The 23,375-nt window shown below is 72.9% G+C and carries 23 protein-coding genes; 15 read left to right on the top strand and 8 right to left on the bottom strand.

What is annotated here, in order from left to right; genetic code table 11:
- Positions 1–4: 4 nt before the first annotated feature.
- The 3 genes from cydB (at position 5) to cydC (ending at position 4,447) form a co-directional block, all read left to right on the top strand.
- On the top strand, positions 5–1,036 hold the full coding sequence (gene cydB, locus F6B42_RS11900) for a cytochrome d ubiquinol oxidase subunit II (RefSeq protein WP_150419910.1): 1,032 nt from the start codon (positions 5–7) through the stop codon (positions 1,034–1,036).
- Between the two features lie 67 nt (positions 1,037–1,103).
- Positions 1,104–2,792: a thiol reductant ABC exporter subunit CydD gene (cydD, locus tag F6B42_RS11895; RefSeq protein ID WP_150420271.1), complete on the top strand. Its 1,689-nt coding sequence runs from the start codon at positions 1,104–1,106 to the stop codon at positions 2,790–2,792.
- The gene (gene cydC, locus F6B42_RS11890; RefSeq protein WP_150419909.1) at positions 2,789–4,447 is read left to right on the top strand and encodes a thiol reductant ABC exporter subunit CydC; all 1,659 of its coding nucleotides are present in this window, start codon (positions 2,789–2,791) and stop codon (positions 4,445–4,447) included. Before cydD ends, cydC begins: the two co-directional genes overlap by 4 nt.
- Positions 4,448–4,632: 185 nt before the next feature.
- Here cydC and F6B42_RS11885 read toward each other — a convergent pair whose 3' ends face one another.
- The 5 genes from F6B42_RS11885 to F6B42_RS11865 form a co-directional block, all read right to left on the bottom strand.
- Positions 4,633–5,241: a GNAT family N-acetyltransferase gene (locus tag F6B42_RS11885; RefSeq protein ID WP_150419908.1), complete on the bottom strand. Its 609-nt coding sequence runs from the start codon at positions 5,239–5,241 to the stop codon at positions 4,633–4,635.
- A gap of 72 nt (positions 5,242–5,313) precedes the next feature.
- A complete protein-coding gene (locus F6B42_RS11880) occupies positions 5,314–6,366 on the bottom strand; it encodes a sulfate/molybdate ABC transporter ATP-binding protein (protein ID WP_150419907.1) in 1,053 nt (350 codons plus the stop codon).
- Positions 6,363–7,175 (bottom strand): ABC transporter permease, encoded by an 813-nt coding sequence (locus F6B42_RS11875; protein ID WP_150419906.1) that lies wholly within the window; start codon positions 7,173–7,175, stop codon positions 6,363–6,365. The genes F6B42_RS11880 and F6B42_RS11875 overlap by 4 nt, the downstream gene beginning before the upstream one ends.
- Positions 7,172–7,990, bottom strand: a complete 819-nt coding sequence (modA, locus tag F6B42_RS11870; RefSeq protein WP_150419905.1) for a molybdate ABC transporter substrate-binding protein — start codon at positions 7,988–7,990, stop codon at positions 7,172–7,174. Before modA ends, F6B42_RS11875 begins: the two co-directional genes overlap by 4 nt.
- Before the next feature lie 4 nt (positions 7,991–7,994).
- Positions 7,995–8,387, bottom strand: coding sequence for a TOBE domain-containing protein (locus F6B42_RS11865; RefSeq protein WP_150419904.1), 393 nt, complete (start codon positions 8,385–8,387; stop codon positions 7,995–7,997).
- A gap of 120 nt (positions 8,388–8,507) precedes the next feature.
- Between F6B42_RS11865 and F6B42_RS11860 the strand changes: the two genes are divergently transcribed.
- From F6B42_RS11860 to F6B42_RS11835, 6 genes are read left to right on the top strand one after another with little or no spacing between them, the layout of a single operon-like run.
- Positions 8,508–9,611 carry a ThiF family adenylyltransferase gene (locus tag F6B42_RS11860; RefSeq protein WP_150419903.1) on the top strand — a complete coding sequence of 368 codons (1,104 nt, stop codon included), beginning with the start codon at positions 8,508–8,510 and terminating at the stop codon, positions 9,609–9,611.
- Positions 9,608–10,870: a molybdopterin molybdotransferase MoeA gene (locus F6B42_RS11855; RefSeq protein ID WP_150420270.1), complete on the top strand. Its 1,263-nt coding sequence runs from the start codon at positions 9,608–9,610 to the stop codon at positions 10,868–10,870. Before F6B42_RS11860 ends, F6B42_RS11855 begins: the two co-directional genes overlap by 4 nt.
- Before the next feature lie 4 nt (positions 10,871–10,874).
- A complete protein-coding gene (gene moaC / locus F6B42_RS11850) occupies positions 10,875–11,345 on the top strand; it encodes a cyclic pyranopterin monophosphate synthase MoaC (RefSeq protein ID WP_150419902.1) in 471 nt (156 codons plus the stop codon).
- Positions 11,342–11,950: a molybdenum cofactor guanylyltransferase gene (gene mobA / locus F6B42_RS11845; RefSeq protein WP_150419901.1), complete on the top strand. Its 609-nt coding sequence runs from the start codon at positions 11,342–11,344 to the stop codon at positions 11,948–11,950. The genes moaC and mobA overlap by 4 nt, the downstream gene beginning before the upstream one ends.
- Complete coding sequence (locus F6B42_RS11840; RefSeq protein WP_150419900.1) at positions 11,947–12,252, top strand: DUF6457 domain-containing protein; 306 nt, start codon at positions 11,947–11,949, stop codon at positions 12,250–12,252. Before mobA ends, F6B42_RS11840 begins: the two co-directional genes overlap by 4 nt.
- Positions 12,252–12,485 (top strand): MoaD/ThiS family protein, encoded by a 234-nt coding sequence (locus F6B42_RS11835; protein ID WP_150419899.1) that lies wholly within the window; start codon positions 12,252–12,254, stop codon positions 12,483–12,485. The genes F6B42_RS11840 and F6B42_RS11835 overlap by 1 nt, the downstream gene beginning before the upstream one ends.
- Positions 12,486–12,512: 27 nt before the next feature.
- Here F6B42_RS11835 and F6B42_RS11830 read toward each other — a convergent pair whose 3' ends face one another.
- Both F6B42_RS11830 and F6B42_RS11825 read right to left on the bottom strand, forming a co-directional pair.
- A complete protein-coding gene (locus F6B42_RS11830) occupies positions 12,513–12,968 on the bottom strand; it encodes a molybdenum cofactor biosynthesis protein MoaE (RefSeq protein ID WP_150419898.1) in 456 nt (151 codons plus the stop codon).
- Positions 12,968–13,444, bottom strand: coding sequence for a MogA/MoaB family molybdenum cofactor biosynthesis protein (locus tag F6B42_RS11825; protein WP_150419897.1), 477 nt, complete (start codon positions 13,442–13,444; stop codon positions 12,968–12,970). The genes F6B42_RS11830 and F6B42_RS11825 overlap by 1 nt, the downstream gene beginning before the upstream one ends.
- Positions 13,445–13,632: 188 nt before the next feature.
- On the opposite strand from F6B42_RS11825, the gene F6B42_RS11820 reads away from it, so the two are divergent.
- The 6 genes from F6B42_RS11820 to narI all read left to right on the top strand — a co-directional run bounded on the left by F6B42_RS11820 (position 13,633) and on the right by narI (position 22,327).
- Positions 13,633–13,962: a helix-turn-helix domain-containing protein gene (locus tag F6B42_RS11820; protein WP_150419896.1), complete on the top strand. Its 330-nt coding sequence runs from the start codon at positions 13,633–13,635 to the stop codon at positions 13,960–13,962.
- Between the two features lie 94 nt (positions 13,963–14,056).
- The gene (locus F6B42_RS11815) at positions 14,057–15,370 is read left to right on the top strand and encodes an MFS transporter (protein WP_223878473.1); all 1,314 of its coding nucleotides are present in this window, start codon (positions 14,057–14,059) and stop codon (positions 15,368–15,370) included.
- A 39-nt stretch (positions 15,371–15,409) separates the two neighbouring features.
- Complete coding sequence (locus F6B42_RS11810) at positions 15,410–19,168, top strand: nitrate reductase subunit alpha (RefSeq protein WP_150419895.1); 3,759 nt, start codon at positions 15,410–15,412, stop codon at positions 19,166–19,168.
- Positions 19,168–20,868 (top strand): nitrate reductase subunit beta, encoded by a 1,701-nt coding sequence (narH, locus tag F6B42_RS11805; protein ID WP_150419894.1) that lies wholly within the window; start codon positions 19,168–19,170, stop codon positions 20,866–20,868. The genes F6B42_RS11810 and narH overlap by 1 nt, the downstream gene beginning before the upstream one ends.
- Entirely contained in the window at positions 20,865–21,572 is a 708-nt protein-coding gene (narJ, locus tag F6B42_RS11800) for a nitrate reductase molybdenum cofactor assembly chaperone (RefSeq protein ID WP_223878472.1), read from the top strand. Before narH ends, narJ begins: the two co-directional genes overlap by 4 nt.
- On the top strand, positions 21,569–22,327 hold the full coding sequence (gene narI / locus F6B42_RS11795; protein ID WP_150419893.1) for a respiratory nitrate reductase subunit gamma: 759 nt from the start codon (positions 21,569–21,571) through the stop codon (positions 22,325–22,327). The genes narJ and narI overlap by 4 nt, the downstream gene beginning before the upstream one ends.
- Here the strand turns inward: narI and F6B42_RS11790 are convergent.
- Positions 22,290–23,351: a cytochrome P450 gene (locus tag F6B42_RS11790; protein ID WP_150419892.1), complete on the bottom strand. Its 1,062-nt coding sequence runs from the start codon at positions 23,349–23,351 to the stop codon at positions 22,290–22,292. The genes narI and F6B42_RS11790 overlap by 38 nt on opposite strands.
- Between the last annotated feature and the right edge of the window lie 24 nt (positions 23,352–23,375).

Below are 23,375 nucleotides of genomic sequence, written 5' to 3'. Positions count from 1 at the left end.
GACCATGGATCTCGCGTACGTCTGGTTCTTCATCGTCGGCGTCTTCTTCGTCGGCTACTTCGTCCTCGACGGATTCGACTTCGGCGTCGGCATGTCGCTGCCCTTCCTCGGCAAGGACAACGTCTCACGGCGCCAGATCATCAACACGATCGGCCCGGTCTGGGACCTCAACGAGACATGGGTCATCGTCGCGGGCGCGTGTCTGTTCGCCGCCTTCCCGGAGTGGTACGCGACCCTCTTCAGCGGCTTCTACCTGCCGCTGCTGCTCATCCTCATCGCGCTCATCCTCCGCGGCGTCTCGTTCGAGTACCGCCACCAGCGCGACGACCCGAGATGGCGCGCGCGCTTCGACGCCATGATCGTCTGGGGCTCCGCCGTCCCCGCCTTCCTGTGGGGGGTCGCGCTGGCGAACATCGTGCAGGGCGTTCCCATCGACGCCGACAAGGAGTTCACCGGCACCCTGCTGACGCTCCTCAACCCGTACGGCCTGCTCGGCGGCGTCGTGACTCTGCTGCTGTTCTTCACGCACGGGGTGTACTTCGTCGCACTCAAGACCGACGGACAGGTGCGCGCCGACGCGCGCCGCCTCGCGACCCGATCGGGACTCCTCACGGTGGTTGCGGCGGCGGTCTTCCTCGCCTGGACCGTGCTGTCGGCGCTCGAACGGGGCGCGCCGCTCGTCGGTCTCGTGGCGACCGCGGCGACGATGGCCGCTGTGCTGCTCATCGGCTCGGTCGGCGCGAACCTGCGGGACCGCGAGGGATGGGCCTTCGCCTTCGGCGCCGGCACGGTGCTCTTCGCCGTCCTGACGCTCTGGTTCGCCCTCTTCCCGAACGTCATGCCGTCCTCGAGCGACCCGGCGTGGAACCTCACGATCGAGAACGCGTCGTCGACCGACTACACGCTGACCATCATGACCTGGGCCGCGGTGATCTTCCTGCCGATGATCCTGCTCTATCAGGGCTGGACGTACTGGGTGTTCCGCAAGCGGGTCACCCGTGCGCGGATCGAGGAGGCCGACCTCGTCGCGCACTGAGCTGCCCGCCGGTCCCACCGCGACGCGACGCGCCGTCCGGCGGGTAAGGCAGGATCGAGAGGTGACTATGGACGGGCCCGAGGCGCCGGCGCGCCGCAGCGGCCGGCCGGTGGATCCACGACTGCTCCGCTACGCCCGCGGCTCGCGCGCCTTCTTCGTCGCACTCGCGGCGATCGGCGCCGCCCAGACGCTCGTCGTCGTCGCCTTCTCGTGGCTCCTCACCCGCGCCGTCGTCGGCGCGATCGAGCGGATGCCGCCCGCCGACCTCGCCGGCGTGCTCGCCGCCCTCGGTGCCACCGTCGCCGCCCGCGCCGGACTGCTGTGGCTGCGCGAGTCGCTGTCGGCGCGCGCCGCCGCGCGGGTGCGCGGCGAACTGCGGGCGGGACTCATCGCGGCGCTCGGGCGCCTCGGCCCGGGCTGGCTCGAGACCCGCAACACCGCGCAGCTCGCCGTCACCGCCGGACGCGGGCTCGACGCGCTCGATGCGTACTTCGGCCGGTACCTGCCGCAGCTCGTCCTCACCGCCGTCGCGACGCCGATCCTCATCGCGGTCATCTGGTGGAACGACTGGGTCTCGGGACTCACGGTGCTTCTGACGATGCCCCTCATTCCGCTCTTCATGGTTCTGATCGGGCTGGCCACCCGTACCGTGCAGCGCCAGCAGTGGCAGACCCTGCGTCAGCTCGCCGCCCGCTTCGCCGACACCGTGCGCGGACTCTCGACCCTGACCGTGTTCGGACGCCAGCACCGAGCCGCCGGGTCAATCGCGACCATGACCGAGCGCTACCGGGTCGAGACGATGCGCGTCCTCCGCGTGTCGTTCCTGTCGGGATTCGCCCTCGAGTTCCTCGCCTCGATCTCCGTCGCGATCGTCGCGGTCTCGATCGGCTTCCGCCTGATCGACGGCGACCTCGGCCTCGCCGTCGGGCTCTTCGTCCTGCTCCTCGCGCCCGAGGCCTACCTGCCCCTCCGACAGGTCGGCGTGCAGTTCCACGCCGCCGCCGAGGGCGTCGCGGCGACCGACGACGTCTTCGAGGTGCTCGACGCCGCCGCGACGGCCCCCGAATCCGACACCCGCACGGATGCCGCGGCCGCGCGCCCGGCGGGCGGCCTCCTCCGGGCGCGCGACGTCCGCGTCCGGCGCGGCGACAGCCTGCTCGCGCCCGTCTCGTTCGACGCGGCACCCGGTACCGTGACGCTGCTCGCGGGGCCGAGCGGCGCCGGCAAGTCGAGCGTCTTCGCGGCGCTGCGAGGCGCGGCATCCGTCGAGGGCGAGCTCACGCTCGGCGGTGAGCCGCTGCCGCCCGCTGCGCGCTGGCTCGCGTGGGCCGGTCAGGCCCCGGGGCTCATCACGGGCACGGTGGCCGAGAACGTCGCGCTCGGCGGCGGACAGGCCGAGGGCGACGCGGACGCGGATCCGGCGGCGGTCCGCCGCGCGCTCGCGGCCGCGGGGGCCGCGGGCATCGATCCGGCGACGAGCCTCGGTGTGCTCGGCTCGGGTCTGTCGGGCGGTCAGGCGCAGCGGGTCGCCGTCGCCCGCGCGATCCACCGGCACCTCTCGGGCGCCGCATCCGTCCTCGCGCTCGACGAGCCGAGCGCTGCGCTCGACGCCGAGACCGAAGCCGTGCTCTGGACGAGTCTTCGCGACCTCGCCGACGGCGGCGCCACGGTGCTGCTGATCTCGCACCGCGAGAGCGCCCGCGCGATCGCCGATGCGATCGTCGAGATCGCGCCCGCGCGGGAGGTGACGGCATGACGACGACGACCGACGTGCTGCGCGGCGCGATGCCGCCGCTTCGCCGATTCTGGACGGCGCTGGCGACGGGCTTCGCGACGGAGCTGTCGGCCGTGGCCCTGCTGGCGTGCAGCGCCTGGCTGATCGTCCGCGCGAGCGAGCAGCCCGCCGTCATGTACGTCATGGCGGCCGTGGTCGGCGTCCGCGCCTTCGCGATCTCCCGAGCCGCGTTCCGCTACCTCGAGCGGCTCACCGCCCACGACGCCGCCCTCCGCCAACTCGCGACGACGCGCACCGACCTGGTGCGCCGCCTCATTCCACTCGCGCCCGACGGGCTCGGCCGGGTGCGTCGGGGCTCGGCGCTGTCGGCCCTCGTCGACGACGTGGACGAGCTGCAGAACCTGCCGCTGCGGGTCGTCGAGCCGCTCGTCGCGTCGGCGACGGTGGCCGCGGCATCCGTCGTCTTCGTCGCGATCGTCTCCCCCGTCGCGGGCCTCACCCTGCTGCTGTGCCTGGCCGTCGCGGCCGTCGTCGCGACCTTCTGGGGCTGGGCGTCGGGGGCGCGGGCCGAGCGCACGGTCGCACCGCTGCGCGCACGCCTCGCCGACGCCGTGACCGACCACCTCGGCAGTCTCGACGTGCTCGTCGCCTACGGGGCCGAAGCGGCCAGCCGCGACCGGATCGCGACGGCCGATCGGATGCTGCGACGCGCCGTCGTCCGCCGCGCCGGGTCGCAGGCGGGCACAGCCGCGATCGTCTCGCTCGCCGCCGGTGCCGCCTCGATCCTCGCCGTCGCCGTCGCTGCGCCGCAGGTGGCGACCCTCGGCGGCCCCTGGCTCGCGGTGGTCGTCCTCGTTCCGATGGCGGTGTTCGAGGTCTTCTCGAGCGTTCCGCTCGCCGCCGCCTCGTGGCGCACCGTCCGCGGGTCTGCCCGGCGGATCGCCGAGACCGTCCCCGATGCCGTGCCCGACGGGCTCGTCCACGACGCGCCGGAGCCGACGGGGGTCGCACCGGATCTCGGAGAGGGCCTGCGGCTGCGCGGTGCGAGCGTGACCTGGCCGGGAGCGGACCGACCGGCCCTGTCCGACATCGACCTCGACGTCCGCGCGGGCGAGCGTCTGCTCGTGGTCGGCTCCAGCGGTGCGGGCAAATCGACGCTCGCGCACGCCCTCGTCCGCTTCCTCGATGTCACGGGCACGTACGAGATCGGCGGGCGGGCGGTCGGCTCGCTCGCGCCCGACGACCTGCGCCTGACCGTCGGCCTGTGCGAGCAGCGGCCGATGCTCTTCGACGAGGACATCCGCCAGAACCTGCTGTTCGCGCGCGACACCGCCACCGACGCCGAGCTCGAGGCGGCGCTCGAGCGCGTAGGTCTCGGCCCCTGGCTGCGCGAGCGCGGCGGGCTCGACGCCCGGGTCGGCGAGCGCGGCGCGCTCGTCTCGGGCGGTCAGGCGCAGCGCATCGCGCTCGCGCGCGCGCTGCTGCACGACTTCCCCGTGCTGGTGCTCGACGAGCCGACCGCGGGGGTCGACCCCGCGGCATCCGATCTGCTGCTGCGCGACCTGCTGGGAGCGGCCGCCGGGCGAACCGTCGTCCTCATCTCGCACGTGCGCGTCCCCGCAGCGCTCGTCGACCGCACGATCCGCATCGAGGCCGGCCGGGTCGCCGCGGTCTGACGGGGTCGGGACGCTGCCGCACCCGCGCGGCCCCGCCCTGCTGCGGGGATCTCGCGTTCTGCGGAGATCTCGCATTCTGCGGATCCCCCGGCGCTAGCGATCCGCAGAACGCGGGAAGTCCGCGATCTGCGGGCGAGGGGCGGCCGAGCGAGGCGGGCGCCGGGACGGAGGCGACGGCGGGCGGTTCAGAGCGAAGCGAGGTCGCGGCCGAAGGCCTGCACGCCGTTGTGCGAGGGCAGCCGCTCGAGGCCGATCCGGTCGTAGAACGCGAGCGCCGCGGTGTTGTCGGTCGAGGCGACGAGGTGGAGCCCCGTGACGCCGCGCCCCCGCAGCTCGACGCCGAGACGGTCGATCAGGCGACGCCCCCACCCCTGGCGCTGCGCCTCGGGCAGCAGGTCGATGTGCAGATGTGCGGGATGCCGGTCGCCGTAGGGCTCGGCGCCGGCGCGGCGGCCGGCGGCGTAGCGCAGCGTGCCGGCCTGGCGCGAGGTGTCGTCGGCGGCGGGACGCGGCCAGCGCGATCCGGCGCGCGGCCACCAGTCGCGGGCGAACCAGTCCTCGAACGCGCGCGTGTCGTCGGTCCCGACGACGTAGCCCACGGGTCGGTCCTCGTCGTCGGCGACGACGAACGCGAGGTCCTGATGCCGCTCGACGTAGGGCAGCACGAACACCGCCGCCCAGATGTCGTCGTCGGCGAAGACGCCGGTGGCGTCGGCGCCCGCGTCGGCGGTGCGCAAGCAGATGTCGGCGAGCGCGGCCTCATCGCCCGCCCGGAAGCGCCTCAGGTGCAGCATCCCCCGATCCTCCCACCCACCCCAGCCCGCGACCACCCCAACCCCAGCCCGGCCCAGCCCCAGACCGCGGGCTCAGACCCAGGCGATCGTGTCGAGCGGAACGGATGCCGTCACCTCGGCGCCCGGCTCGAGCACCGCGGCGGCGGTGAGCGGCACGTCGACCGCGACGGCGGGGTCCGCCAGCTGCACGCGCACACCGCCGATGGTCGGCTCCAGTCGGGCGATCGGCGCGCGCCACGAGGCGTGCCCGGGCCGAGCCCCGTCCCCGCCGCCGGGCCCCGCCTCCAGCGCGACGGCCCCGGGCCGGAAGAGCGCCGTCAGGTCGCCGTCGGGTCGCGCCACGGGCACCCGCATCGCGCCGCCGGTCCACACCCCCGCCGCGACCCGGCCGGGCACCCGGTCGAGGCCGGCGATCACCGCGCCGAACGCCGTCGCCGGTGAGCGGAGCACGTCGCCCACCGGACCGTCCTGCGAGACCTCTCCACCCTCGAGGACGACGAGACGGTCGGCTGCCACGGCGGCGTCGAGGGCGTCGTGGGTGACGAGCACCGCTGTCGTCGAGGTCTCGCGCAGGCGATCGCGGAGCATCGATCGGAGCGCCGCGACGGTCTCGGGGTCGAGCGCGGTGAACGGCTCGTCGAGCAGGACGACGCGCGGCGCGGCGGCGAGCGCGCGGGCGAGGGCGACGCGCTGCTGCTGCCCGCCGGAGAGCTCGCGCGGCAGCCGATCGCCGCGACCGGCGAGCTCGACCCGCGCGAGCCACTCGTCGGCGGCGCGCCGGGCCTCGGCCCGCGAGGCGCCGCGGGTCCGGAGCCCGAAGGCGATGTTCTCGCGCGCGTTCAGGTGCGGGAAGAGGCAGGGGTCCTGACGCAGCAGCACCGTTCCGCGGCGCTGCGGCGCGACCTGCCGCCGCGGCGTCGCGACCTCGATGCCGCCGACGGCCACCGATCCGTCCGCAAGCGGCACGAGACCGGCGATCGCCTCGAGGAGCGTCGTCTTGCCGGCACCGCTCGGTCCCATCACGGCGACGATCTCGCCGTCCGCGGCGGTGAACTGCGCCGTGACGGTCAGCTCCCGCCGTCGCACGCGGACGGCGACCTCGAGCCCGGCGGCGCGGCCGCTCATCGGGTCGCCCCCGGCCGCCAGGCGCGCACGAGCAGCAGCACCGCGACCGCCGTCACGAGCAGCAGCAGCGACAGCGCGACGGCCGTGCCCTGCGACACCCCGGCGCCGTTGAAGGCCGTGTAGATCGCCAGCGGCATCGTCTGCGTGACCCCCGGCGCGTTGCCCGCGAACAGCGCGGTCGCCCCGAACTCGCCGAGCGCCCGCGCGAAGCACAGCACGATGCCGGCCACGAGACCCGGCCCCGCGAGCGGGATCGTGATGCGCCAGAGGATCCGCCACCGTCCCGCGCCGAGGGCCGCCGCCGCCTGCTCGAACCGCTGTCCGGTCGCGCGGAGCGCACCCTCGAGCGCGAGGACGAGGAAGGGCAGCGCCACGAACGTCTGCGCGAGCACGACGGCGACGGTGGTGAACGGGATGCGGACGCCGACGCCCGCGAGGACCTCGCCGAGCCAGCCGGTGCGACCGAAGAGGAACAGCAGCGCGACGCCGCCGACCATGGGCGGCAGCACGAGCGGCACCGTGACGACGGCGCGCATGACCGCCGCCGATCGCGCCCCGGAGCGGGCGATGAGGAGCGCGAGGGGCACACCGAGGACGATGCACGCCGCCGTGGCGGCGAGCGCGGTCTGCAGCGACAGGAGGAGGGCCGATCCGGCGGCGGGCGAGGTGACGTCCTGCCAGAGGGTCGAGAGGTCGACGCGTCCGACGAGCGCCGTCAGCGGCACGACCAGAAGCGCCAGTCCGAGCAGGGCCGGCACGAGGAGGATCCGCGGTACGAACCCTCCCGCGCCGCCGGCCGCCCGACTCACGGGGCCCCGAAGCCCAGATCGCCGAGCACGCCGCGGCCGGTGTCCGAGAGGACGAAGGCGACGAAGGCCGCGGCGACGTCGGGGGATGCGGCATCCTGCAGCGCCACGATCGGATAGCGGTTCAGGGCGCCGTCGGCTCCCTCGGTCGTCACCGTCTCGACGTCGGTCGTGGTCGCGGCATCCGTCACGTAGACGAGACCGGCGTCGGCCTCACCCGTGGCCACCTTCGTGAGCACGGCGGTCACGTTCTGCTCGAAGCTGTCGACGCTCGCCGTGACCCCCGCCGCGTCGAGGAGCGTCGTCGAGGCGGCGCCGCACGGAACCTCGGCGGCGCACAGCACGATCGCGAGGTCGGGGTCGTCGAGATCGGCCAGGCCGGTCACGCCGCCCGGGTTGCCGGCGGGGACGACGAGGGTGAGCCGGTTCGTCGCGAACAGCTCCGGGCCGGTCGCGACACCGGCAGCCACGACCTTCGTCATGTTCGCCTCATCGGCCGAGGCGAACACGTCCGCCGGGGCGCCCTCGACGAGCTGCGTCGCCAGGGTCGAGGACCCGTCGTAGCTGATCGGCCGGACGTCGACCTGAGGATGCTGCTGCTCGAAGCGCTCGGCGAGCTCATCGAAGCCGGCCTTGAGCGACGCCGCCGCGAAGATCGTGAGATCGCCGGTCAGCTCGGGCGCCACCGACACCGATGCATCCGGGTCGGCCGACGGGTCGGCGTCGGGGCCGCCCGCGGCGGCGCAGCCGGACGCGGTGAGCACGGCGGCGGTGAGGAGTGCGAGCGCGGCGAAGCGGGGACGGGACGTGCGGATCATGCGGTCAGTCCTTCGGGGTCTCGATGACGACGGTCGTGGCCTTCACCGTCGCGACGGCGAGCGAGCCCGGTTCGAGTGCGAGTTCGCGAGCGGCTTCGGCCGTCATGAGCGAGACGACGCGGTGGGGCCCCGACTGGATGTCGACTTGGGCCATGACGCCGTCGATCTGGACGCGGGTGACGAGCCCGACGAATCGGTTGCGCGCGCTCGAGAGACGATCGGCCGGGTCGGCCGCCGTGCGCGCGAGCTCCACCGCGTGCGCCGCGAGGGCGGCGCCGGGGATGCGCGCGGGGGTGTCGTCGGTCGTCGGCAGCACGCCGGCGTCGATCCAGCGGCGGACGGTGTCGTCGCTGACACCCAGCAGCCGGGCGGATTCCGAGATCCGATACGTCGTCATGACATCACGCTACCCGCATCCGCGGAGACTGAGGCGGTAAATGTCCGCATCAGCGTGAGCCGCGGGGTTTTCCCGGCGTCGGCCCGCCGCCTCGGGGCAGGCGCCGTCTAGCCTGAGCACATGCCCCTGCCGCCGCTGGTCGCACCCGCGGATGCGATCTCCGCCGCCGAGCGCGAACGCACCGCCCGTCACGCCGTGCTCGCCGGATTCGGCGAGATCGGCCAGCGCCGACTCGCCGCAGCTCGCGTCGCCGTGATCGGGGCGGGCGGCCTCGGCTCGCCCGTGATCCTCGCCCTCGCGGCCGCGGGGGTCGGATCGATCACCGTCATCGACGACGACATCGTCGAGCGGACGAACCTGCAGCGGCAGATCGTGCATCGCGAGGGCGACGTGGGCGCACCCAAAGTCGACTCCGTCGTCCGGGCCGTCGCCGACCTCTCGCCCGAGACCCGCGTCCTGCCCCGCCGCGAGCGCCTCACCGCCGCCAACGCCGAGGCGCTGATCGCCGACGCCGACCTCGTCATCGACGGCTCCGACACCTTCGAGACCCGCACGGCCGTCGCCGATGCCTGCCGGCTCCGCGGCACCCCACTGGTGTGGGGCGTCGTGCAGGAGTTCCACGCGCAGGTGACCGTCTTCTGGTCGCAGCCGCCCGCCGGCATTCCGCCCGTCGTCCTCGGCGACCTCTATCCGGCGGGCAGCGTCGGCGAGCTGCCGACCTGTTCCGACGTCGGCGTCCTCGGCGCGCTGTGCATCCAGGTCGGCGGGATGCTGGTGAGCGAGGCGATCAAGCTCGTCACCGGCATCGGCGAGCCGCTGCTCGGACGTGTCGCCGTCATCGACTCGCTCGCGGCGACGCAGCGGGAGATCCCGCTCCGCGCGGCGCAGTCGCGGGATCCTCTCTCCGCACCGCCGCGCGTCGCCGCTGCGGCGACGCGCGTTCCGGCGCCCGTCGAGGTCGATCTCGCTCATCTGCGCGAGGCGCAGCGCGCGGGCGCGACGGTGCTCGACGTGCGCGAACCCGACGAGACGGCTCGCGATATCCTGCCCGGATCGGTGCTGATCCCCCTCGGCGATCTCCTCGCCGACCCCGACCGGGTCCCGCGCACCCCCGTTGTCGTCGTGTGCGAGCGCGGGGCGCGGGCCGACCGCGCAGCGCGGGAACTGCTCGCCCGCGGCATCGACGCGTCGGTGCTGACCGGCGGATTGGCGGCGTGGCGGTGAGCGGGCACGCACCGGGCCGACTGCGCAGCGTCGAGGAGCACCTCGCCGACATCCTGGCGGCCGTCTCGCCGCTTCCCGCCGTCGAGGCCGCCCTCGATCGCGCCGTCGGTCGCACGCTCGTCGAGCCCGCTGTCGCGACCGTCGCCATCCCGGTCTTCGACAATTCGGCGATGGACGGATTCGCGGTGCGCTTCGAGGACGTCCGGGATGCCGCACCCGGCACGCCCGTCGAGCTCACCGTCGTCGGAGACCTCCCGGCCGGCTCTCCCGACGATCCGCCCCTCGCCCCGGGCGAGGCCGTGCGCATCATGACGGGCTCCCCCGTGCCGACGGCCGCCGACACGATCGTGCCGTTCGAGGACACCGCCGACGGCCTCGCCGACTCGCTCCGCCGCGTCCGCGTCGAGCGCGCTCCCCACGAGCGCGGCGCCCACGTCCGTCGCGCCGCAGCCGACACCGACGCCGGACAGACGGTGCTCCCCGCGGGGGTCCCGATCGGACCGCTCCAGCTCGGCGCAGCGGCGGCGGCCGGCATCCCGACCCTGCGGGTCTCACCCGCGCCCCGCGTCGTCGTCGTCTCGACCGGGTCGGAGCTCGTCGCCCCGGGACGCCCGCTCGGGCGCGGGCAGATCCCCGAGTCGAACAGCGCGCTGCTGACCGCCCTCGTGACGGCCGCGGGCGGCCGCGTCGTCGTGCGGGCGACGGTCGACGACGACGGCGCGGATTTCCGGCGCGTCCTCGCCGAGGCGACGACGGGCGATCACCGCGCCGACGTGCTCATCACGTCGGGGGGCGTCAGCGCGGGCGCCTACGAGGTCGTCAAGAACGAGCTGGCCGGCGCCCTCCACTTCACCCGGGTGGCGATGCAGCCCGGCAAGCCGCAGGGGTTCGGCGTGCTCCCCTCGGGGACGCTCGCCTTCGGCCTGCCCGGCAACCCGGTGAGCGCAGCGGTGTCGTTCGAGACCTTCGTGCGTCCGGCGCTGCTCGCGCTCCAGGGGCGGCGCGAGCTGCACCGCCCGCGCCTGCGGCTGCCGGCGGCCGAGGGCTGGCGCACCCCGGCCGGGCGGCGCCAGTACCTGCCGGCCGCGATCGACCGGAGCGACCCGGCCGCGTGGCGGGTGCGCCCCGCGACGGCGGGCGGCTCCGGGTCGCATCTCGCCGGCGGCCTCGGGCTCGCCGAAGCCTATGCCGTCGTCCCGGCCGAGGTGGCCGAGGTCTCGCCCGGCGACCTCGTCGACGTGCTGCTGCTGGAAGGATGAGGTCATGAGCTTCACGCACCTCGATGCCGCCGGTCATGCCCGCATGGTCGATGTGACCGAGAAGGTCCCGACCGTGCGGTCGGCCACGGCCCGCGGGTTCGTCCGGTGCGCGCCCGAGGTCGTGGCCGCGCTCCGCGACGGCTCGGTGCCCAAGGGCGACGTCCTCGCGGTCGCACGCATCGCCGGCATCAGCGCGGCAAAGCGCACCCCCGACCTGCTGCCGCTCGCCCACGTGATCGGCGTGCACGGTGCTGTCCTCGACCTGAGCGTCGGCGACGCGGGCGTCGAGGTCGAGGCGACCGTCCGCACCGCCGACCGGACGGGCGTCGAGATGGAGGCGCTCACGGCCGTCAGCGTCGCGGCGCTCGCGATCGTCGACATGGTGAAGGCGCTCGACAAGGCGACGTCGATCGAATCGGTGCGCATCGTCCGCAAGACCGGCGGCAAGAGCGGCGACTGGATCCGACCGGAATGAGCACCGGGGCGATCCTGCTGGCCGGCGGGCGTGCCCGTCGACTGGACGGGGTCGCGAAGCCGCTGCTCGAGGTGGGGGGACGATCCCTCCTCGCGCGGGCGATCGCCGCCGTCGCGGACAGCGATCCCCTCACGATCGTCGGCGACGCGGCCGCGGGGTACGACCGGCACCGGTGGGTGCGCGAAGAGCCGGCGTTCGCCGGTCCCGCCGCGGCCGTCGTGGCGGGATTGCGGTCGTGGCCGCGCGACCCGGAGTGGACGTACGTGCTCGCGTGCGATCTGCCCGCCGCTGCCGAGGCGACCCGTCGGCTGCGCGCGGCGCGCGATCTCGTGCCGCACGACACCGACGGCCTGTGCCTCGCCGACGTCTCGTCGCGGCCGCAGTGGCTGACCGGCCTCTACCGCACGGCTCCGCTGCGACGCGCGGCCGAGGCGATGGCCGACGATGGGCGGGATGCCGCGGTGCGCGACCTCTTCGCCGGTGCGGCGATCGCCGTCATCCCGGCTCCCGCCGACGAGACCGACGACGTCGACACCTGGGACGATCTGAACCGTGCGCGTGCCCGATACGGCGACGCCGTCGCCGACGACGAGGAGGAAGAATGAGCGAACGAACGCTGCCCCCGGAGGCTCTGGACGACTGGGCGGCCGTGCTGCGCGCCCGGTTCGAGCTGTCGGAGGAGGATCTGCCGGTCGCGCTGATCCTCGATCTCGCCCGCGATGTCGCGCACGACGTCGCACGCCCCGCCGCGCCCTTCAGCGCGTTCGTCGCCGGCATCGTCGCCGGCCGGGCGGGCGGGTCGCCGGAGCAGATCCGTTCGACCCTCGCGACGGTCACGGAGCTCGCCCGCGCGTGGTCGGCACGCGAGGACGCAGCGCGCGAGGGCGCAGCGGGCGAGGAGTCCTGATGACGCGGGTGCGGTTCTTCGCGGCTGCGGCGGAGCTCGCCGGCGCGCCCGAGGCGGAGCGCGACGAGTCGACCCTCGGCGACCTCCGCCGGGCTCTCGCCGCCGAGAATCCCGGGCTCGGCCGCATCCTGCCCCGCTGCGCCGTGCTCGTGGACGGCGCCCGCACCGACGACGACGTGCCGCTGCCCGCCGGCGCCGTCATCGACGTGCTCCCCCCGTTCGCCGGCGGCTGACCTCCCGCCTCAGCCCCGGGGAGCGGGTCAGCCGCCGAGGCCCTTCCAGGACGCGGTGCCGTCGGTCTCGATCTGGCGCTTCCAGACCGGCAGCTCGCGCTTGATCGCCTCGATGAGCTCGCGGCAGACGACGAACGCGTCGTCGCGGTGCGACGTTCCGACGGCGATCACGACCGCGGCGTCGCCTACTCCGAGCGTGCCGATCCGGTGACTGACGGCGACGACACCGCTGCGGCCGCCGAGCGCCGTCTCGGCGATGCGGCGCAGCGTCGCCTCGGCGTCGGGGTGCGCCGTGTACTCGAGCGAGGCGACGCCCGCGGGCGCGTCCGGATCGTGGTCGCGCACCGTCCCGACGAAGCTCGTCACGGCGCCGACGGTGCGGTCCTCGACGGCGCCCAGGTGCGCGGCGACGTCGAGGGGAGCATCGGTGACGGCGGCGATGCGCACGCGCGCAGCACCCGCCCCCGCATCCGCACCCGGCATCAGTGATCGCCTCCGCCGAGCTGCGACAGCACATGACCGGCGACGCCGATGATCACCGGCATCCCGGATGCCACGGCCCGCGGCGACCCGGGGAGGTTGACCACGAGCGACTCCCCCACGACCCCCGCCACGCCGCGGGTGAGGATCGCCGACGGCGTCTCGGCGAGGCCGCGGCGCCGCAGCTCCTCGGCGATGCCGGGGACCTCGCGGTCGATGACCGCCGTCGTGCCCTCCGGCGTCCGGTCGCGCGGCCCCACCCCGGTGCCGCCCGTCGTCACGACGAGCCGCGCGCCGGCGGCGACGGCGTCCCGCAGCGCCGCCTCGACGACCTCCGCTCCGTCGGCCACGATGCGCGCGTCGGGACACTCCCACCCGGCCTCGCGCAGGGCCGCGACGGCGACGGGGCCGGCGGCATCCTCGCGCTCGCCCCGCGCGGAACGGTCCGAGACGGTCAGGACGTGAGCCGATGCGGTCATGGTCGACAGCCTAGGACCGCCCGCCGCACGTCCGGACCATAATCGGGTCATGCACCGCCATCGAGCGGCGCCCCGTCCGGGGACGGCCCCGCACGCTCTTCCTCCCCGCGACCGGCGAGGACGTCCCCAACGAGTCCGCCCAGCGCCGGATCGACGCCGCGAAGCTCCACGGCGACCTGCTGCGCCGGATGACCCCCGAGACACCCACCACGCTGCCGCACGACGCCGTCCATCAGTTCGACGCCCTCTACGAGCACCTCGACGAACTGGGCCTCGACCCCGAGATCGACGAGGCCGACCTCCGCATCGACATGGTGCCGTGCCCGTTCCACGACATCATCGACGCGCATCGGGATGCCGCGTGCCGCGTCCACCGCGAGCTCATCGCCGACGTCCTCCGGCGCGCCGGCGGGCCGGTCGAGGTCGACGAGCTCCGGCCGCTCGTGACACCCCACCTGTGCCACCTGCGGCTGCGCATCGCGTCGACGGCGCCCGACCGCGGTGCGGACGCCGAATAAACACGGCCAGACCTTCCGACCCCGTCGAGCGCTGAGCGCCATCCTGGTGCTCTGACGCACGGAACCTCGTGCGACGGGTTCGAGGAGGTCGCACGTGTCCGCACCGACGGGGTCAGCGCTGAAGCCCGATCTGTCGAACTGGGATCCCGAGATCGACGCCACCTGGGACCCGAAGCGCGCGTGGGGCACCCTCGCCATCACGACGTATGCGATGTTCATCGGCTTCGCGACGTGGTACGTCGTGAGCGCCGTCGCCCCGCGTCTGAACGACGTCGGCTTCGGGCTCGAGCCCCAGCAGCTCTACTGGATCGTCGCGGTGCCGGGCCTGTCGGCGGGGCTGCTCCGCATGGTGTTCATGTTCCTGCCGCCCATCCTCGGCTCGCGGACGCTCGTCACCCTCTCGTCGCTCCTGCTGCTCGTCCCGCTCCTCGGCTGGACGTTCGTCGTCCGCGACAACTCGACGCCGTTCTGGGTTCTCCTGGCGCTCGCTTTCGCGGCCGGCGTCGGCGGCGGCACGTTCTCGGGATTCATGCCCTCGACGAGCTACTTCTTCCCGAAGCGTCTGGCGGGCACGGCTCTGGGACTTCAGGCCGGCCTCGGCAACTTCGGCATCTCGTTCGTCCAGCTCATCACGCCGTGGATCGTCGGGTTCGGCCTGTTCGGCACCGCCGCCCTCGCACCCGAGGTGGACCGGGACGGCGGACTCGTCTGGCTCCACAACGGCGGACTCGTGCTCGTGCCGTGGGTGCTGCTCGCCGCCGCGGCCGCGTGGATCTACATCCGCCGGGTGCCGGTCACGGCCGACTTCCGCGAGCAGATGGACATCTTCCGTCTGAAGCACACGTGGATCCAGACAACCCTCTACGTCATGGGCTTCGGCCTGTTCTCGGGTCTCGCGGCGCAGACCGGTCTGCTGATCAACCAGCTCTACGGCGGGTTCGACGGGGCGCCCAACGCCCTTGCCTTCACCTTCATCGGCCCGGCGCTCGGCGCCGGCGTCCGCGCGGCGTGCGGGCCCCTGTGCGACCGGTTCGGCGGCGGGATCTTCACGCTCATCGGGGCGATCGGGATGCTGGGCGGCTGCGTCGCCACGCTGTTCTTCCTCGCGCCGACCGACGTCTCGCAGTTCTGGGGGTTCCTCACCGGCATCCTCGTCATCTTCTTCTTCTCGGGGCTGGTCAACGCCGGCACGTTCAAGCAGATGCCGACGATCTTCTCCCGGCGTCAGGCGGGCGGCGCGATCGGCTGGACGGCGTCGGTGGCCGCTTTCGGGCCCTTCTTCGTCGGGGTGCTGCTCTCGACCATCGGCGTCGTGCCCTTCTTCGCCTGGTCCACCTTCCTGTGCGCCGTGTGCATCGCACTGACGTGGTGGTACTACGTCCGCCGCGGCGCCCCCGTTCCCAGCTGACCCGTTCCCAGCCGACCCGTCCCGAGCCGAGGAAGTGCCATGACCCCCCGCACGCAAGACATCCACCCCGCCACCGACGGTCCGCTCGCCGACGCGCTCCTCGGCATGGGTCGCTTCCTCCGACGCGGCGAGACATCCGCCGATCTCCGCGCGCTCTTCCTCGAGGGCGGGCGCTCGGGCGACGTGTTCTACCGCGACCGCTGGTCGCACGACAAGGTCGTGCGCTCGACCCACGGCGTGAACTGCACGGGCTCCTGCTCGTGGAAGGTCTACGTCAAGGACGGCATCATCACGTGGGAGACGCAGCAGACCGATTACCCGAGCGTCGGACCCGACTCGCCCGAGTACGAGCCTCGCGGCTGCCCGCGCGGCGCCGCCTTCAGCTGGTACACCTACTCGCCCACGCGCGTGCGCTACCCCTACATCCGGGGCATCCTGCAGACCCTGTACCGCGACGCGAAGCGCCGCCACCCCGACCCGGTCGACGCGTGGGCATCGATCGTCGACGACCCGGAAGCGTCGCGCGCCTACAAGAGCGCCCGCGGCAAGGGCGGCCTCGTCCGCACCACCTGGGACGAGGCGATGGAGATCGCCGCCGCCGCGCACGTGCACACGGTCAAGACCTACGGCCCCGACCGCGTCGCCGGCTTCTCGCCGATCCCGGCGATGTCGATGGTCAGCCACGGGGCCGGCGCCCGGTTCCTCAACCTCCTCGGCGGCACGATCCTGTCGTTCTACGACTGGTACGCCGACCTGCCGGTCGCGAGCCCGCAGGTCTTCGGCGATCAGACCGACGTCCCCGAGTCCGCGGACTGGTGGAACGCCGGCTACCTGATCATGTGGGGCTCCAACGTGCCGGTCACCCGCACCCCCGACGCCCACTTCATGGCCGAGGCGCGCTACCGCGGGCAGAAGGTCGTCACGGTCTCCCCCGACTACACCGACAACACGAAGTTCGCCGACGAGTGGGTCGCGCCGCATCCCGGCACCGACGCCGCGCTGGCGCTCGCCATGGGTCACGTGATCCTCACCGAGCACTTCGTGCAGCGCCGGACGGCGCGCTTCGAGGACTACATGCAGCGCTACACCGACTCGCCCTACCTCGTGACGCTCGAGGAGCTGCCCGACGGCCTGCTCGTCCCCGGCAAGTTCCTCACGGCGAGCGATCTGGGCGGGGATGCCGCCGCCGCCCCGCGGGCCGACTTCAAGACGGTCCTCCTCGACCAGCACGGGTCGCCCGTCGTCCCGGGCGGCTCGCTCGGCCACCGCTTCACGCCGGAGGACGAAGGCCGCTGGAACCTCGACCTCGGCGACGTCGTGCCCCCGCTGTCGTTGGCCGATCTCGCCGACACGACCGAGGCGGCGGAGATCTCGCTCCCCCGCTTCGATCTCGACCCCGCCGACCCCGGCGCCGCCGGCTCCGCCCACGCCGGCGGCGCCGGCACCGTTGTCCGCGGCGTTCCGGTGCGTCGCGTCGCCGGCCGCCGCGTGACGACCGTGTTCGACCTGCTGCTCGCCCAGTACGGGGTCGGCCGGCCGGGCCTGCCCGGCACGTGGCCGTCAGGCTACGACGACACCGCGACGCCGGGGACGCCGGCCTGGCAGGAGGAGATCACCTCCGTCCCCGCGGCGCAGGCCACGCGTATCGCGCGCGAGTTCGCCGACAACGCCGATCGGTCCGGCGGCCGGTCGATGATCCTCATGGGCGCCGGCACCAACCACTGGTTCCACTCCGACACGATCTACCGCACGTTCCTCGCGCTGACGACGATGACCGGCTGCCAGGGCGTCAACGGCGGCGGCTGGGCGCACTACGTCGGCCAGGAGAAGGTGCGGCCGATCACGGGCTATTCGCAGTACGCGACCGCGGCCGACTGGGTCCGGCCGCCGCGCCAGAACATCGGCACGGCCTTCTGGTACCTCGCGAGCGACCAGTGGCGCTACGACGGACTTCCCGCCGATCAGCTCGCCTCACCGCTCGCGCGCGGCCGGTTCGCCGACCGCACGACGGCCGACTGCCTCGTCGAATCGGTCAAGCGCGGGTGGATGCCGGCCTACCCGACCTTTTCGCGGAACCCGCTCGACCTGTGCGACGAAGCCGAGGCGGCCGGCAAGGAGCCCGCGCAGCACGTGGTCGACAGCTTGACCGACGGGTCGCTCGCCTACGCGGTCGAGGATCCCGATGCCCCCGAGAACTTCCCCCGCGTGCTGTCGATCTGGCGGGCGAACGTGCTCGGATCATCGGGCAAGGGCAACGAGTACTTCCTCAAGCACCTGCTCGGAACCGACTCCGCCGTCCGCGCCAGCGAGTCGCCGGAAGGATCGCGCCCGCGCGATATGCGCTGGCGCGACGAGGCCCCCGAGGGCAAGCTCGACCTGCTCATGACGGCCGATTTCCGCATGACCTCGACGACCCTCTTCAGCGACCTCGTCCTGCCGGCGGCCACCTGGTACGAGAAGTACGACCTGTCCTCGACCGACATGCATCCCTTCATCCACGCGTTCACCCCGGCCATCACCCCGCCGTGGCAGACGCGCACCGACTTCGACCTCTTCGGCGCCCTGGCGAAGCGCTTCAGCGAGCTCGCCGCCGAGCACCTCGGCGTGCGGCGCGACCTCGTCGCCTCGCCGCTGCAGCACGACACCCCCGATGTCATGGCAACGCCCCACGGCGCCGTCCGCGACGACCTCCCGCTCGTGCCCGGCGAGACGATGGCCAAGCTTCTCGTCGTCGAGCGCGACTACGCGAACCTCTACGAGCGCTGGAAGGCACTCGGGCCGCTGACGGCGAAGCTCGGCATGACGACGAAGGCCATCACCTACCGTCCCGACGTCGAGATCGACCGCCTCGCACACGTCAACGGAACCGTGCCGAGCGGTCCGTACGCCGGGAGCGTCCGGCTCGACACCGACAAGCGCGTCTGCGAGATGATCCTCGCGTTCTCGGGCACGAGCAACGGCCGCCTCGCGGTGCAGGGCTTCCGCGAACTCGAGAAGCGCACCGGGCAGCGCATCGCCCACCTCGCCGAGGATCACGAGGGCGCGCACATCTCGTTCCCCGACGTGCAGGTGCAGCCGCGGAGCGTCATCACCTCGCCGGAGTGGTCGGGTTCCGAGCACGGCGGCCGGCGCTACACCGCGTTCGCCATCAACGTCGAGCACCTGAAGCCCTGGCACACGCTGACGGGTCGACAGCACTTCTACCTCGACCACGACTGGATGGAGGATCTCGGCGAGAACCTGCCGATCTTCCGGCCGCCGCTCGACATGCACCGTCTCTTCGACTCCCCCGAGGTGGGCGCGACACGACGCATCGCCGGCCCCGGCGCCCCCGGCCAGACCGAGGTCACGGTGCGATACCTCACGCCCCATTCCAAGTGGTCGATCCATTCGGAGTACCAGGACAACCTGTTCATGCTCTCCCTGAGCCGAGGCGGCCCCACGATCTGGATGAGTCCGCAGGATGCCGCGAAGGTCGGTGTCCGCGACAACGACTGGATCGAGTCCTACAACCGCAACGGCGTCGTCGTCGCCCGCGCGAACGTGTCGCACCGGATGCCGGAGGGCACGGTGTACATGTACCACGCGAAGGATCGGACGGTCGATGTGCCGATCGCCGAGACGAGCGGGCAGCGCGGCGGCATCCACAACTCCCTCACCCGCATCCTGCTCAAGCCCAGCCACCTCATCGGCGGGTACGCGCAGCTGGCGTGGGCGTTCAACTATCTCGGGCCCACCGGGAACCAGCGCGACGAGATCACCACGATCCGCCGCCGCAGCCAGGAGGTGGAGTACTGATGAAGGTCATGGCGCAGATGTCGATGATCATGAATCTCGACAAGTGCATCGGATGCCACACGTGCTCGGTCACGTGCAAGCAGGCGTGGACGAACCGCTCGGGCGTCGAGTACGTCTGGTTCAACAACGTCGAGACCCGGCCCGGTGTCGGCTACCCCCGGGGGTACGAGGACCAGGAGAAGTGGCGCGGCGGCTGGGAGCGGACCCGGCGTGGACGCCTGAAGCTCAAGGGCGGCGGCCGGCTGAGCAAGCTCTCGCGCATCTTCTCGAACCCGAAGCTGCCCGACATCCACGACTACTACGAGCCGTGGACCTACGACTACGACATGCTCCTGAACGCGCCGCAGAGCGCACAGGTGCCGGTGGCGAAGCCGAAGAGCCTGCTGACGGGCGAGGACATGAAGATCTCGTGGTCGGCGAACTGGGACGACGACCTCGGCGGCTCGCTCGAGACCATGCAGGACGACCCGATCCTGCAGAAGATGAGCGACGAGGTGAAGGCCGAGTTCGAGAAGGCCTTCATGTTCTACCTCCCCCGCATCTGCGAGCACTGCCTGAACCCCTCGTGCGTGGCATCGTGCCCGTCGGGCGCGATGTACAAGCGGGCCGAGGACGGCATCGTGCTCGTCGATCAGGACCAGTGCCGCGGCTGGCGCATGTGCGTCTCGGGATGCCCCTACAAGAAGGTCTACTTCAACCACCGCACCGGCAAGGCCGAGAAGTGCACGATGTGCTACCCGCGCATCGAGGTCGGCCTGCCCACCGTCTGCTCCGAGACCTGTGTGGGGCGCCTGCGTTACCTCGGGCTCGTGCTCTACGACGCCGACCGCGTCGCTCAGGCGGCATCCGTCGAGGACGACCAGGCGCTGCTGCAGGCGCAGCGCGACATCATCCTCGACCCGAACGACCCGGCCGTCATCGAGGCGGCGCGGGCAGAGGGCATCCCCGAGGACTGGATCACCGCCGCGCAGCGGAGCCCCATCTGGAAGCTCATGCAGTACCAGGTGGCCCTGCCGCTGCATCCCGAATACCGCACGATGCCGATGGTCTGGTACATCCCGCCGCTCTCCCCCGTCGTCGACGTCGTGACCGGCTCGGGCAACGACGGCGAGGACGCGCGGACCCTGTTCGCCGCGATCGACAAGCTCCGCATCCCGATCGGCTACCTCGCCGAGCTCTTCACGGCGGGTGACATCGCCCCGGTCGATGCGTCGCTGCGCCGCCTCGCCGCGATGCGCTCGTACATGCGCGGGGTCAGCATCGACGACATCCGCGACGAGCGCATCGCGAACGCGGTCGGGATGACGGGGGCCGAGATCGAGGAGATGTATCGCCTGCTCGCCATCGCGAAGTACGAGGAGCGCTACGTCATCCCGCCGGCGCACACCGAGCAGGCCCACGCTCTCGAGGAGATGGCGTGCTCGCTCGACTTCGACGGCGGACCGGGGATGGGCGGTGCCGGCCCCTTCGGCTCGTCGAGCGGGCCCGCGGTCCCCGTCGCGGTGGAGAACTTCCACATGCTCGCCAATCGGCAGAGCGCCGACCGCCCCTCGACGCCCGGCCGCGTGAACCTCCTCAACTGGGACGGCAACGGTGCGCCCGACGGGCTCTTCCCGCCCTCGAACATGACCGAGGTCCGCGAGACGGGCACGGGCACGGGCAGGAGCACGGACGGTCCGACGGGCGGGGGCGCATCGTGAGGACCATCGCGACGCGGGTGACGCCTCGACGCGCGATGCCGGCCGAGCTCGCGCCGCTCGTCCTGACGCCGCCGGAGCGCGCGACGGCGCACATGCTCGCCTCCCTTCTGCTCGATTACCCCGATGCGGCATGGTTCTCACGGCTGCCGGCGCTCCGCGGGCACGCGACCGGGCTGCCGGCACCGCTGGCCGAGCCGCTCGTGTCGTTCGTCGACGCCGCGCAGAGCACCGGCGAGGGCGAATGGCAGCGCCGCTACGTCGTCACGTTCGACCTCAAGCGCAAATGCAGCCTCTACCTGAGCTACTACGCCACCGGCGACACCCGCCGTCGCGGCGTCGCGCTCGTCACGTTCCTGGAGGCCTACCGCGCGGCGGGGTGGGAGTTCGACGCCGACGATCTGCCGGACTATCTGCCCGCGGTGCTGGAGTTCTCCGCGCGGTCCGATTCCGAGATCGCCGGGTCGCTCATCGCCGCTCACCGCGAGGGCATCGAGGTGCTCCGCGCGGCGCTCGAAGGACTCGGAAGCCCCTGGGCCGACGTCGTGCGAGCGGTGACGCTGTCGCTGCCGCCGATCGATGCCGCGACGCGCGAGCGCTTCCTCGACCTCATCAGCGAGGGACCGCCCACCGAGACCGTCGGACTGAGCTTCCTCGGCAATCTCCCCCCGTTCCAGCCGATCTCCCAGAAGGAGACGCCGTCATGACCGCACTGTCCGTCATCCTGTGGGTCGCCGTGCCCTACGCCGCGATCGCCGTCTTCGTCGTGGGCCACCTCTGGCGCTACCGCTACGACAAGTTCGGGTGGACGACCCGCTCGAGCCAGACGTACGAGAACCGTCTGCTGCGCTGGGGATCGCCGATGTTCCATCTCGGCATCCTGATGGTGATCGCCGGGCACGTGGTCGGGCTCTTCGTCCCGCGCGAGTGGCTGTACGCGATCGGCATCTCGGAGGAGATCTACCACGTCGGGGCGACCGCGATGGGAACCGCCGCGGCCGTGCTGACCCTCGCGGGCCTGGCGATCCTCATCTACCGCCGCCGCACCGTCGGCCCGGTCTTCCTCGCCACGACCGCGATGGATAAGGTCATGTACGTCTTCCTGGCCGCCACCCTCGGCTTCGGAACGCTCGCGACCGTCGTCTACCAGCTGTTCGGCCCGGGCTTCCACTACCGCGAGACGATCTCGCCGTGGATCCGCAGCATCTTCCTCTTCCAGCCGCAGCCGGCGCTCATGGCCGAGGTGCCGCTGCTGTTCCAGCTCCACATCCTCACCGCGTTCGCCCTGTTCGCGCTGTGGCCCTTCACGCGGTTGGTGCACGTCTTCTCGGCGCCGGTCGGCTACCTCTTCCGCCCGTATGTGGTCTACCGCTCGCGCGACGCCGTCCGCGGCGCTCGGCCGGTGCGCCGCGGGTGGGACCCCGTCAAGACGCCCGACCCGCAGCGGCTGCATCGTCCCTGACGAGCCGCACCGGCATCGTCCGCCAGCCCGCCCCGGGCGCACTCTCCCGCACCGCGGGATCGCCCGCGGCGGGCTGCGGTGCGCCGGCTCCCAGGAGCTCCTGCACGAGTACGCGCAGCTGCCGCGTCGCCAGCATCCGGCCCGGGCAGGCGTGCGGGCCGACGCCGTAGACGAGGTTCGCGGCCGCATGGGCGTGCGGGTCGAAGCCCGGGCCGAATACGGTGGCATCGGTGTTCGCGGCACGCCAGTCCAAGACGACGACGTCTCCGGCGTGCACGGGGCAGCCGCCGACGACGGCGTCGGTAAGGGCCCGTCTGCGGTTGGAGACGAACGGGTCGTCGAGCCGCAGGATCTCATCGATCACGGCGTCGAGGTCGGATGCCGCGGCATCCCGCAGCCGTGCCGCCCGCGCGCCGTCGTCGGCGAGCCAGTGGACCACGACGCCCACGCACAGCGCGAGCGACGACAGGTCGCCCCCGGTCCAGTTGCGGAGGATCGAAACGACGTCCGCCTCCGGCAGAAGATCGCCGTCCGCGGCCCGGAGGCGCAGGAGCCGCGTGGTGAGATCGTCGCGCGCGCAGCCACGCCGTTCGTCGAGGAGGAGACGGACGATGTCGTCGAAGCGGGCCGCCGTCGCGGCGATGCGGTGATCCTCGCCCGAGCGCAGCGCCGCGCGGTGCTCGGCGACCCACAGGCGCAGCGCCGGCTCGTGCTCTGGCGACCAGCCGAGCCACGCCGATTGCGCACGGACGGCGAAGCGCACGCCGAGGTCGCCCACCGCGTCGAATGCGGGGCGCGCGGCGAGCTCGGCGATCAGCTGCCGTGCGATCGCTCGCAGCGTCGGCTCGAGCCCGTCGACGACGTCGGGGGCGAGGAAGGGCGCCAGGATCTCGACCATCTGCCGATGCGCGGTCGCGTCGAGACCGTTGGGCACCTGGCGAAAGCGCGAGACGTCGTTCGAGAACCGGGATACGTCGAGCGCGGCGGCGACGACGTCGGCGTGCGATCGGAGGGTGGGGGCCATGGCATTCCTCTGTGGTCGTCGCCG

The sequence above is a fragment of the Microbacterium radiodurans genome, assembly GCF_008710705.1.
In the GTDB taxonomy this organism is placed as follows: Bacteria; Actinomycetota; Actinomycetes; order Actinomycetales; family Microbacteriaceae; genus Microbacterium; species Microbacterium radiodurans.
Note: the sequence above shows the minus strand (reverse complement) of the source record. Positions and strands in the feature narration are given on the sequence as shown.